Here is an 11,386-nt window from a genome sequence, read left to right as displayed (position 1 = left end):
TCCAATGAATCTCCAGGGGAAAACCGCGCTCGTCACCGGCGGCGGCCGCGACATCGGGCGATCGGTCTCGATCGCGCTCGCGCGCGCCGGCGTCCGCGTCGCGATCAACTACAACAGCGGGCGCGAAGCCGCCGAGGATACGTTGAAGGCGATCAAGGACGCGGGCGGCGACGCCTTCCTGATCCAGGCCGACGTCACCGACAGCGGCGCGGTCAGGGCGATGCTCGAAGAGGTCGGCGTCGCATTCAGTGGCCGGCTCGACATCCTCGTCAACCTCGCGGGCGGCATGGTCGCGCGCAAGACTTTGAGCGAGATGGACGAGACCTTCTTCGACCATGTCATGACGCTGAACCTCAAATCGGCCTTCCTCGTGCTCCAGGCGTCGTTGCCCTTCCTCGGCGAAGGTTCGGCGGTGGTGAACATATCGTCGCTCGCGGGGCGCGACGGCGGCGGCCCCGGCGCGTCGGTCTATGCGACCGCGAAGGGCGCGCTGATGACCTACACGCGCGCGATGGCGAAGGAACTGGGGCCGCAGGGCATTCGCGTCAACGCGGTGTGCCCCGGGCTGATCGGGACGAGCTTCCACGATATCTTCTCGAAGCCCGAAGGGCGCGCCGCGACCGCGGGCAACACGCCGCTGCGCCGCGAGGGTCATCCCGACGAGGTCGCCGACACGATCGTCTATCTCGCCTCGCCCGCGGCAAGCTTCCTCGCGGGCGTGTGCCTCGACATCAACGGTGGGCTGGGCTTCTCGTGATGCGGCTGCTCGCAACGGTCGGTGCGGCGGCGCTGCTCGCCACCGGGGCGCAGGCGCAGACCCGCGAGCGCAGCGATGCGCCGCCGCTCGAGCCGTACAAGATTATCCTGGTGGGCGATTCGACGATGGCGCCACACAGCGGCTGGGGCGGGGCGTTCTGCGCGCATCATATCAAATCGTCGGTCGCGTGCCTCAACGCCGGGCGCGGCGGGCGCAGCACGCGCAGCTACCGCCAGGAGGGCGGCTGGGACATCGCGCTCGCCGAGGCGAAGGTGCCCGGCTATCGCGGCACCTGGGTGCTGATCCAGTTCGCGCACAACGACCAGTCGTCGCGCTCCGAGCGCTGGACCGACGAGACGACCGAATTCCCCGCGAACCTCCGCCGCTTCGTCGAGGAGGTGAAGGCCGCGGGCGCGACGCCCGTGCTCGTCACGCCGCTGACGCGCCGCGAGTTCAAGGACGGCAAGCTCAAGAACACGCTCGCCAGCTGGTCCGACCAGGTGCGTAGCGTCGCCAAGGCGATGGACGTTCCGCTCGTCGACCTCAACGCGCTCAGCGCCGCGCAGGCGCAGGAGATGGGCGCCGAGATGGCGACCAAGCTGGCGCAGGAGCCGCCGACCGACGAGGAACTCGCTGCGGCCAAGGCCGGCACGACGCTGACCGCGCGCCCGGCACCCCCCGAACCCGCGCCGATCGCCGGCGACGGCGCGCGCGGGCAGGTGACGCGCAAGTTTGACTATACCCACCTCGGCGATGTCGGGGCGGAGGTGACCGCCAAGTTGGTAACGCAGGCGCTGGCGCGCGCGGTTCCCGGCCTCCGGAGCCAGCTCGTGCGCTGACGAAACCTGTATGGCAATATGGACTAACCAATTTGCCATACACTATTGTTGACAAATTGGCCGCCATCCTCGACAGCATCGGCCAGAACAGAATCGATTTTCAGGGAGAGACGACGTGACTTCTCGCAATCCGATCCGCGCGCGCAGCCTGCGCGCCGCGTTGCTGGCCGGTGCCGGTCCGACGCTGCTGATCGCCGCCACGCCCGCGACGGCGCAGGAAACTCCCGCGCTGCAGGACGAGATTCAGGAGGAGGATGCGATCGTCGTCACCGGCATCCGCGAGACGATCCAGAATTCGATCAACACCAAGCGCGAGGAAACCGCGATCGTTGACGCGCTGTCGTCGGACGATATCGGCGACATCCCCGCGATCTCGGTTGGGCAGGCGATCCAGACGATCACCGGTGCGACCACCCACCGTGAAAAGGGCGATGCGTCCGAAATCGCGCTGCGCGGGCTTGGCCCCTTCCTGTCGAACGCGACCTTCAACGGCCGCGACGCGACCAACGGCAGCGGCGACCGCTCGGTCAACTTCAACCAGTTCCCCTCCGAACTGGTCAACAGCATCAAGATCTACAAGACGCAGCAGGCGAGCCTTGTCGAGGGCGGCGTTGCGGGGACGATCGAGATCGGAACCTTGCGCCCGCTCGACTTCGGCAAGACGCGCCTGCAGGGCGAATTGAAAGCGCAATACAACCCCTATGGCGACCGCATCACCGGCGGGACGGGCGGGGTCGGCTGGCGCGGGACCTTGAGCTATGTCGACCAGTTCGCGAACGACACGATCGGCGTCGCGATCGGCGTCCAGCGTAACGACACGAACAATCCCGAAGAAACCTTCGCCGCGTCGACGACATGGACCGCGTGCCAGGCCGCGCCCGTCGTCGCGAACAACAATTGCAACGAATTTACCCGCGCCGAATATGGGCAGGATCTGCCCTTCTACCTCGTCCCCAACGCCTATACCTTCCGCCAGATCAGCGAGACCGACAAGCGCGACGCGATCTTCGGCGCGATCCAGTGGCAGCCCTCGGACACGATCGATATCAACCTCGACGTCCAATATTCGAAGCGCACCTATGTCGAGAGCCGCCGCGACCTCAACCTGTCCGAAGGCCGCTTTGGCCTGACCAACGTCGTCTTCGACGAGGATGGCATCGTCCAGAGCCTGAACGGCCTGTCGGCGATCGAATCGAACGGCTCCGAACTGTCGCGCGCCGAGCAATATCTGGGTGGTGGCCTGTCGGTCGAATGGCAGCCGACCGACCGGCTGACGCTCACCCTCGACGGCAGCTATTCGCGCACGATCCGCACCGAGATCGAGCGCAATGTCCGCCTGCGCACCGACCCGATGGACGTCAACGGTGTGCGCACCGTCTTCAACAACATGCGCATTCCCTATACCTATTCGATCACCCCGGGCAGCTTCGTGCCGACGATCACGATCGACCCGCGCTTCGACTTGGGCAACCACGATCTCTTCTGGGATGACGCGCGTTTCCGCCGCGACGAGAGCAAGCGCCGCAACGAGATCTACGCCGGCCGGTTCGACGCCGCTTACGAGATGGACGGCTTCCTCAAGACGCTGTCGGCGGGCGCGCGCTGGTCGCAGCTGACCTATCGCGACTACGACGTGCGCAACGGCGACTTCAATCTGAACCCGCCGATCGCCGAGGATCGCCGCATCAACAACCTATGCCGCACCGCCTTTCCGCAGACCGACTATCTGTCGGCGGCCGAGGGTAACAGCATCCACAGCTGGGCCACCTTCGACGTAGATTGCCTGTTCCGCGAATATATGGGCGCCGAGGATCCCGGCAATCTTGCCGATACGCGCTCGGTCGCCAACCGCGACGTCACCGAACGCACGCTCGCGGGCTATGTCATGGCCGAATATGGCGGCGACCTCGGCAGCATGCCGGTGCGCGGCAATGTCGGCGTGCGCGTCGTCAACACGCGCGTCACGTCGGACGGGCTGCGCAGCGACCTCAGCATCGTGAACAATCCCGACGGCACGATTCGCCTCGTCACCTCGGGCGATTTCGACACGGTGACGATCAAGAGCAGCAACACGCGCATCCTGCCCAGCATCAACGCGATCTTCGAGGTTGCGCCGAACACGCTGGTCCGCGCCGCGGGTTATCGCGCGATGTCGCGCCCGAACCCCAGCGCGCTCGGCGCGGGGCGGACGATCCTGCTCGAGGATGGCTCCAGCTTCACCTCGGTCGAGGATGCGATCCGCAACATCACCGCCAACGGCAGCCCGCGGCTCAAACCGCTGATGTCGTGGAACGCCGACCTCGCCTTCGAATGGTATCCGAACAAGGACAGCCTCCTCTCGGCGACCGTCTATTATAAGCAGTTCACCGGCGGCTTCCAGCCGGTGGTGTTCGACGAGGATTTCGCCATCGACGGCCAGACCGTCGCGATCCCGGTGACGCAGACGCGCAACAGCCCCGACAAGTCGCGCATCTACGGCCTCGAACTGACCGCCGCGACGCGCTTCTCCTTCCTGCCCAAGCCGCTCGACGGGCTGGGCGCGAAGGTCAGCTATAACTATGCCGACTCCAATTTCGAGACGCAGGACATCCGCCTCGGCGACCAATATGATCCCGAGACCGACACCGTCAGCCCGGGCATCATCCCGCCGGCGAACCTGTCGGGCTATTCGAAACATGTGCTGTCGGCGCAGGCCTATTACGAACTCGGCCCCGTATCGCTGCAGGCGATCTACAATTATCGCGCCAAATATTTCCAGGACTTCGTCGGCGGCAACAGCCAGCTGCGTTACGTCGGCCCCAGCGAGACCGTCGATTTCCGCGCCTCGCTCGACCTGATGAAGGGCGTGTCGCTGCGCTTCGAGGCGCTCAACATCTTCAACGAGCCCAAGGCGACCTACATGCCGGTCTATGGCAGCAGCCGCCAATATCATCATTATGGCGCCAAATATTTCATCGGCATCCGCGCGCGGATCTAGAAAACGATTTCGGTCATGGGCTTCAAACTTGTCATACCGGATTGTATGGACATGATGATGTCTATGCGGGGAGATGACTGACCATGGCCGAACGCCGCCTTTTCGAAGATGTCGCCGACACGATCCGGCGCCTGATTCTCGACGGGACCTTCCCGCCGGGGACGCGGCTGCCCGGCGAGCGCGAGCTGTCCGAGCGCTTCGAGGTGAGCCGCGTGACGATCCGCGAGGCCGAGATCGCGCTGCAGGCGACGGGGTGGATCCATATCCGCACCGGCGCGGGCGCCTATGTCGAGGCGGTGCTGCCCGGCGACAATGCGGTGCTGCCCAAGGTCAGCGCCTTCGAACTCACCGAGGCGCGCTCGCTGTTCGAGGCCGAGGCCGCGGCGCTCGCCGCGCCGACCATCTCGTCCGAAACGCTCGAAAAACTCGACGAATTGCTCGCCCTGATGGCCGACGACGGCAAGAGCGAGGAAGAGGTCAGCGCGATCGACCGCGAGTTCCACATGACGATCGCCGCGGCGTCGAGCAACAAGGCGATCATCCATGTGATCGAGAGCCTGTGGCGGATGCGCATGGAATTGCCCGAGGTGCGCAGCAGCCACTCGCTCGTCTGCCGCAAGGACGGCGCGGCGCGCCAGGCCGAACATGCCGATGTCGTCGCGGCGCTGCGCAAGCGCGATGCCGCGGGCGCCCGGCTCGCGATGCGGCGCCACTTCAACCGGTTGATCGAGTCGATGCTCGACGAGACCGAGGAGCGCGCGATCGTCGAACTGCGCCGCCAGTCGGCCGAGAGCCGCCAGCGCTATTTGCTGACCGCCAAACTCGCCTGATGCCGCGCGCGCCGGATCCCGTTGCGGCGCTCTTGGCGGCGCGCCTTTCGGGGCAGGCACTTTCCGCCTTTCCCGCGCCGGTTCCCGCGACGCTGGCCGAGGCCTATGCGATCCAGCGGCGCCTGACCACCGCGCTCGGCGCCCCGGTGCTCGGCTGGAAGGTCGGGCGCATCCCGCCGGCGCTGGTCGGGACGCTCGGCGCCGAGCGCGTGGCCGGACCGGTGCTGCGCATCGCCGAACTGGGCGGAAGCACGCCGGGCGAGGCGCTGGTCTTCGATGGCGGCGCGGGCGCGATCGAAGCTGAGGTCATGCTGTGCCTTCGCGCGGTGCCGGGCGGCGAGGTGGCCGGCCGCGACGACGGCGCCGTATGGATCGACGAGATCCGCGCTGGGTTCGAGGTCGCCAGCTCGCCCGCGCCCGACGTCCACGACCATGCGCCTTACGCTATCGTCGCCGACATCGGGATCAACAATGGCCTGCTGCTCGGCCCGCGGCTGGACATCGCCGACTTCGCGACGCTGGCGGTCGAAACGCGGATCGACGGCGGGCTTGTCGGGACGGGGCGTGCGATCGACGTCCTCGACGGGCCATGGGGATCGCTGAATTTCCTCGTCGGCCTCCACCGGTGCGGCATCATCGAACTGCAGCCCGGCCAATGGATTTCGGCCGGTGCGATCACCGGGGTGCATCCGATCGCCATCGGGCAGCGTGCCGAAGCGCGCTTCGGCACCGCCGCGCCGATCGCCTGCACCGCGGTCCCGGAGACCGGATTCCAGCCATGAGCGCACCCGATGGCACCATCGCCTGTTTCGGCGAGATCGTCCTGCGCGTCTCGGTTCCGCACGGCGAGCTCCCGCTGCAATCGGCGCGTTTCGACGCCCATGTCGGCGGCGCAGAGGCGAATGTCGCGGTCGCGCTCGCCGCGCTCGGGCGCCGCACTGCTATGATCAGCGCGGTCCCCGAGGGGCCCATCGGCGACGGCGTCCTCGGCGCGCTCCGCCGCAACGGCGTCGATATCGCGCCCGTGCTGCGCCCCGCGGGCCGTATGGGGCTCTATTATCACCTCCCTGGCGGTGCGATGCGCCCCGCCGAGGTCGTTTACGACCGCGCGGGCTCGGCCTTCGCGGAGACGCGGCCCGAGCGCTGGGACTGGGATGCGCTGCTGGACGGCGTCGGCTGGCTGCACCTGTCGGGCGTCACCCCCGCGCTCGGACCGGGTGGCGCGGCGGCCGCGCTCGAAGCCGCGACCCGCGCCCGCGCCGCCGGGATCGGCGTATCGTTCGACGGCAACTGGCGCGGCCGCCTCTGGGAGCGCTGGCAGCGCGACCCGGCGGCGATATTGAAACCCATCGTCGCGCAGGCGACCCTGCTCTTCGGCAATCACCGCGACGCGGCGCTGCTCCTCGGGCGCGACTTTTCGGGCGAGGGCGAGGATCGGCGGCGCGAGGCCGCGCTCGCGCTGCTCGACGCCTTTCCTTCGCTGGTCCATGTCGCGTCGACCGCGCGCGAGATCGTCGGTCCCGATGCGCACCGGATCACCGCGCGCATCGATACGCGAAGCGAAGGCGGGTCGAGCGCTCCCACCCTGATCGCGCCGGTGATCGACCGGGTCGGCACCGGCGACGCCTTCGCCGCCGGGGTGCTCGACGGATTGTGGGCGGGCAAACGCCTCGCCGATGCAGCGCGGCAAGGGCTCGCGCTCGCCGGACTCAAACACGGCCTGCGCGGCGATTTCGCGCCCTTTTCGCGCGCGGCGGTCGAATGCGCCTCCTCTGGAACGCAGGATATCGCACGCTAGCTTCGCATCGGCTGGAAATCGCCGACGCCATTGATGATTGGGCGCGTATCGCACATTCTTGGTGCATGAACAGGAAATCCAGCCAGAGCGCCAAGGGACTGCGTCAGTTCCTCGATCCCGACCAGCAGGAAGCGTGGCTCGAGGGAAGAGCGGAACCGGCCGACGCCGAAGAGCGGCAGGATTCGATCGAGCAGCGGATCAAATATGCGCCCCGCTCCCAGAAGCTGCTGCGCCGGCCACAGGCGCCCGAGCTGTTTGCGATTCTGGAGCTGTACGGCCGGACCTGCCTTCCGATCCCGCGCGCGACCGAGCGGTTTTACTGGTCGGTTTCCTGCCTGCCCTCTACGTCGGACAAGCCATTGGTCCGCGTCAACGCGAGCTGGATGGAGCTGTTCACCCTCTACGCCGACGGCGACGATCTCCGTGCCCGCTTCATCCTGCACGTCTCGGATTTCACGGCCGACGGGTCGCCCATGTCGGAGGCAATCGACCCCATGCTGCTCGAGCGAAGCGTGCGGGCTCCCGAGGACCTGGACTATGTGTGTCCCGGCAGCTCGGACCTCTTCATCGTCAAGATAGGCGGCGGCGCTTCGATCCGCGATTTTCTGACCGACCCTCACGCGCTGCGTGCCATTCGGCGATTCAACCTGACCCATATGAACCGCGGCCGGAACGCCTATCAGGCCAGCCATTCCTATAGCGTGGCGGACTATATGCTGGGGGAAGGCGCGCTCTGATACACGCATGTCCGGGTCGCAGGGAGCGCGCTGGTGCCGGCTGCAGGATTCGAACCCGCGGCCCCCTGATTACAAATCAGGTGCTCTACCAACTGAGCTAAGCCGGCGCCCTTCGGCCCTTTGCTTCAAATGATGCCAAAGGTCCAGCCTTCGGTGCAGGCCAGACCTTCTGTGAGGGGCGCGGGGGACCAGGGCGCGGGGTCGGCCGCAATCGCGCGCAGCCATGCGGCGGTGAGCAGCGCGTCGCTGGCATGGTCGCTGATCGGGCCGGCGAAGCGCGCGGGCGGCGAGCCGAGCACCGCCAGCGCGGCGTCGAGCGCCGCGCCGTCGCGGATCTTGCTGCGCCCGCCGCCGATGCCCGCCGCGCGTGCGGCGAGGCTGGTGTAGATTTCGACGAGCAGCGGGCCTCGCGCGGGCACCGGGTCGAGCGGCCAGAGCGGCAGGCGGCCGCTGAGGCGGTGGAGCAGGCGCATGCCCGACAGGCTCGCCTTGCCGACCTGCGCCGCGCCGACGAGGTTGAAATTGCTGACGCTCGCGGCCTGCTTCGTCGCGCGCTGGTGCTGCTCGACGACGCGCAGCCGCCCGGCGCCGCCTTCGAACCGGTCGCCGACATCGCCGCGGCCGTGGCGGAAATGGCGCCGCGCCTCGGTATGGGCCAGGAAAGCGCCGATTTCATAATATGGATCGGTGGCCGTCAGCGCCTCGACCAGCATCCACAGCGCGGGCAGGTCGGCGGGGCTTTCCGCCCATTGCGGAAAATAGGCGCCGCGGTCGGCAAAGGCGAAGGCCGCCGAAAAATCGAAGCCGATCAGCATGTCGGCGCCCGATGCCGCCATATCTTCGAGCCACGCCAATATCTCGGCGCGCGACCAGATATGCCCGGGGCGCACCAGCTCGGGCGCCGCGCCGCCGCTCGCCACCGCCAGCGCGATCCCGCGCTGGCGCGGCCCGCGCGCGCCCGACCAGTCGATCGCGGCAAAGTGGGAGAAACGGCGCATTTTTCGCCCCTAGCGCATCTTTGTCCGCTTGCACAAAGCCCCATCGCGCCCCACATGCGCCCCATGCTGATCGAAACCGAATCGACGCCCAATCCCGCGACGCGCAAATTCCTGCCCGGCCGGGTGGTGATGGAAGCGGGCACTCGCGACTTCGCGAGCCCCGAGGAAGCGCAGGCCTCGCCGCTCGCGACCGCGCTTTTTTCGCTCGGCGACGTCACCGGGGTCTTCTTCGGCCGCGACTTCGTGTCGGTGACCATCGCGCCCGGCGCCGAATGGGCCGATGCGAAGCCCGACATCCTCGGCATCGTGATGGACCATTTCCTCGCCGACATGCCGCTGTTCCACCCCGCGAGCGCATCCGGCTTTTCGGTTCCTGCCGAGGATGAGGGTTTTGCCGACGATCCAGCCGACGCCGATATCATCGAGCAGATCAAGGAACTGATCGAGACGCGCGTCCGCCCCGCGGTCGCCAACGACGGCGGCGACATCATCTATCGCGGCTTCGACAAGGGCAATGTGTATCTGAAGATGCAGGGTGCCTGCGCCGGCTGCCCCTCGTCGACCGCGACGCTGAAGAACGGCATCGAATCGCTGCTCAAACATTATGTTCCCGAAGTGACGGCGGTCCACGCCGTCTGACCCTCAGGACCCTTTCCATTCAGGAGAATGACCCGATGAGCGAGCCGCTTTCCAACGAGGCCCTCGACCAGCTGTTCCGCACCGCGCGCACCTATAACGGCTATGTCGACAAGCCGGTGAGCGAGGAACAGCTGCACGCGATCTGGGACCTGGTGAAATATGGCCCGACCAGCGCCAACTGCCTGCCGGCGCGGATTATCTGGTGCACCTCGGACGAAGCCAAGGAAAAGCTCGCCGCGCTCGCGCTGCCCGCCAATGGCGACAAGATCCGCAAGGCGCCGGTGACCGCGATCATCGGCATGGACCTCGAATTCTACGAGAATCTCCCCGAACTCTTCCCGCACGCCGATGCGAAGTCCTGGTTCAACACCAATGCCGAGCTCGCGCACGCGACCGCGTTCCGCAATTCGAGCCTCCAGGGCGCCTATTTCATTCTCGCCGCGCGCGCGCTCGGGCTCGACACCGGGCCGATGTCGGGATTCGCCAACGACGCGGTCGATGCCGCTTTCTTCGCTGACCAGCCGACGGTGCGGAGCAATTTCATCTCGACCCTCGGCTATGGCGATCCCGCGACCATCTTCGACCGCAGCCCGCGCCCCGGCTTTGACCGCTTCAACCGCATCGCCTGAGGCCCGTAGTCTCGTCATCGACTCCGCCAGCGAGGCCTGCTCGGTCGCGCTGTTCGAGGGCGCGCGCCTGATCGATCACCGCCACGACGTCATCGGGCGCGGCCACGCCGAACGGCTCGTCCCGCTGATCGCCGAGCTGGCGGAGGGCGGCCGCGCCGACGCGATCTTCGTCGGCTGCGGCCCCGGCAGCTTCGCGGGGGTGCGGATCGGCGTCGCCGCGGCGCGCGCGCTGGCGCTCGGCTGGCAGGTCCCCGCGCAGGGCTTTTCGACGCTCGCGCTCGTCGCCGCTGCGGCCGCGAACGGCATCGCTGCCGCCGGCGGCGCGCTTATCGTGATGGAAGGCGGCCACGGCCAATGGTTCGTCCAACCCTTCGCCGCCGACTTGTCACCGCGCTCCGACGTGCGATCGCTCCTCCCGGACGCCGCGATCGAATACGATGACGCGCTGATCGTCGGCAACCGTGCCGAGGCCTTCGTCGCGCGGCGCGGCAGCGGCGCCGCGCTGCCGATGCTGCCCGACGCGCGCGCCTTCGCACGCCTGCCGGCGGGCGCGATCTTCGCCGACCCCAGCCCGGTCTATGGCCGCGCGCCCGACGCGAAGCCGATGGCGGCCCCGGCATGAGCGATACGATCAGCCTCGCGACCGCGCGCGTCGCCGACCTCGCGGCGGTGATGCAGGTGATGGAGGCCGCCTTCGACCCCGCCTATGGCGAGGCGTGGAGCCGGGCGCAGCTGCTTACCCTGTTCGCGCTGCCATCGGCGCGCATCTGCCTGGCGTGGGACGGCGAGATTCCGTGCGGCTTTTCGGCGGCGCGGATCGCCGGCCCCGAAAGCGAATTGCTCCTTCTGGCGGTCGATCCCGAATGGCGCGGCCGCGGCGTCGGCGCACGGTTGATGGCCGACTGGCAAGGTTGGGCGGCTGCCGAAGGAGCCGAAGACTATTTCCTCGAAATGCGCGCCGACAACGACGCTGTTCATCTCTATCGGCGCAGCGGTTTTTCGGAATGCGGCCGGCGCAAGGACTATTACCGCGGCGCCGACGGGACGATCCGCGACGCGATTACGATGCGCCGTTTCCTCCATAGTCGAGATAACTAGGGCAGCGATCTTGCGGAAGCGACGCCAAAGTGGCATGGGCAAGTGCGGATGAAGAAGACTCTCAATATTCGTCATCCAACTTCT

12 protein-coding genes and 1 tRNA gene are annotated in these 11,386 nt (G+C 67.4%); 11 read left to right on the top strand and 2 right to left on the bottom strand.

From position 1 onward, the window contains the following. Positions 1-4: 4 nt before the first annotated feature. From AC1RNQ_RS06505 to AC1RNQ_RS06475, 7 genes are all read left to right on the top strand, one after another. Positions 5-757 (top strand): SDR family NAD(P)-dependent oxidoreductase, encoded by a 753-nt coding sequence (locus AC1RNQ_RS06505; protein WP_493169842.1) that lies wholly within the window; start codon positions 5-7, stop codon positions 755-757. Beyond that, complete coding sequence (locus AC1RNQ_RS06500) at positions 757-1,596, top strand: rhamnogalacturonan acetylesterase (protein WP_493169841.1); 840 nt, start codon at positions 757-759, stop codon at positions 1,594-1,596. The genes AC1RNQ_RS06505 and AC1RNQ_RS06500 overlap by 1 nt, the downstream gene beginning before the upstream one ends. A 115-nt stretch (positions 1,597-1,711) precedes the next feature. Then, positions 1,712-4,573: a TonB-dependent receptor gene (locus tag AC1RNQ_RS06495; protein ID WP_493169839.1), complete on the top strand. Its 2,862-nt coding sequence runs from the start codon at positions 1,712-1,714 to the stop codon at positions 4,571-4,573. 83 nt (positions 4,574-4,656) lie between these two features. Beyond that, a complete protein-coding gene (locus AC1RNQ_RS06490; RefSeq protein ID WP_493169837.1) occupies positions 4,657-5,403 on the top strand; it encodes a FadR/GntR family transcriptional regulator in 747 nt (248 codons plus the stop codon). Next, a complete protein-coding gene (locus AC1RNQ_RS06485) occupies positions 5,403-6,185 on the top strand; it encodes a 2-keto-4-pentenoate hydratase (protein ID WP_493169835.1) in 783 nt (260 codons plus the stop codon). The genes AC1RNQ_RS06490 and AC1RNQ_RS06485 overlap by 1 nt, the downstream gene beginning before the upstream one ends. Next, the gene (locus AC1RNQ_RS06480) at positions 6,182-7,201 is read left to right on the top strand and encodes a sugar kinase (RefSeq protein ID WP_493169833.1); all 1,020 of its coding nucleotides are present in this window, start codon (positions 6,182-6,184) and stop codon (positions 7,199-7,201) included. The genes AC1RNQ_RS06485 and AC1RNQ_RS06480 overlap by 4 nt, the downstream gene beginning before the upstream one ends. 65 nt (positions 7,202-7,266) lie before the next feature. Continuing rightward, positions 7,267-7,938, top strand: coding sequence for a hypothetical protein (locus AC1RNQ_RS06475; RefSeq protein WP_493169831.1), 672 nt, complete (start codon positions 7,267-7,269; stop codon positions 7,936-7,938). A 31-nt stretch (positions 7,939-7,969) separates the two neighbouring features. Here AC1RNQ_RS06475 and AC1RNQ_RS06470 read toward each other — a convergent pair. Both AC1RNQ_RS06470 and AC1RNQ_RS06465 read right to left on the bottom strand, forming a co-directional pair. Next, positions 7,970-8,045: transfer RNA gene (locus AC1RNQ_RS06470), tRNA-Thr, on the bottom strand. Positions 8,046-8,063: 18 nt separating this feature from the next. Further along, on the bottom strand, positions 8,064-8,936 hold the full coding sequence (locus AC1RNQ_RS06465; protein WP_493169830.1) for a hypothetical protein: 873 nt from the start codon (positions 8,934-8,936) through the stop codon (positions 8,064-8,066). A gap of 63 nt (positions 8,937-8,999) precedes the next feature. Here AC1RNQ_RS06465 and AC1RNQ_RS06460 point away from each other — a divergent pair, with 63 nt between their 5' ends. Genes AC1RNQ_RS06460 through AC1RNQ_RS06445 form a run of 4 tightly spaced genes read left to right on the top strand, consistent with a single transcriptional unit; the run spans position 9,000 to position 11,302 of the window. Continuing rightward, on the top strand, positions 9,000-9,575 hold the full coding sequence (locus AC1RNQ_RS06460; RefSeq protein ID WP_493169829.1) for a NifU family protein: 576 nt from the start codon (positions 9,000-9,002) through the stop codon (positions 9,573-9,575). Between the two features lie 35 nt (positions 9,576-9,610). After that, positions 9,611-10,204 (top strand): malonic semialdehyde reductase, encoded by a 594-nt coding sequence (locus tag AC1RNQ_RS06455; RefSeq protein WP_493169827.1) that lies wholly within the window; start codon positions 9,611-9,613, stop codon positions 10,202-10,204. Further along, a complete protein-coding gene (gene tsaB, locus AC1RNQ_RS06450) occupies positions 10,179-10,826 on the top strand; it encodes a tRNA (adenosine(37)-N6)-threonylcarbamoyltransferase complex dimerization subunit type 1 TsaB (RefSeq protein ID WP_493169825.1) in 648 nt (215 codons plus the stop codon). The genes AC1RNQ_RS06455 and tsaB overlap by 26 nt, the downstream gene beginning before the upstream one ends. Further along, a complete protein-coding gene (locus AC1RNQ_RS06445) occupies positions 10,823-11,302 on the top strand; it encodes a GNAT family N-acetyltransferase (protein WP_493169823.1) in 480 nt (159 codons plus the stop codon). Before tsaB ends, AC1RNQ_RS06445 begins: the two co-directional genes overlap by 4 nt. The last annotated feature ends 84 nt before the right edge of the window (positions 11,303-11,386 follow it).

The sequence above is a fragment of the Sphingopyxis sp. GW821-FHT12F08 genome (genome assembly GCF_058806755.1).
Note: the sequence above shows the minus strand (reverse complement) of the source record. Positions and strands in the feature narration are given on the sequence as shown.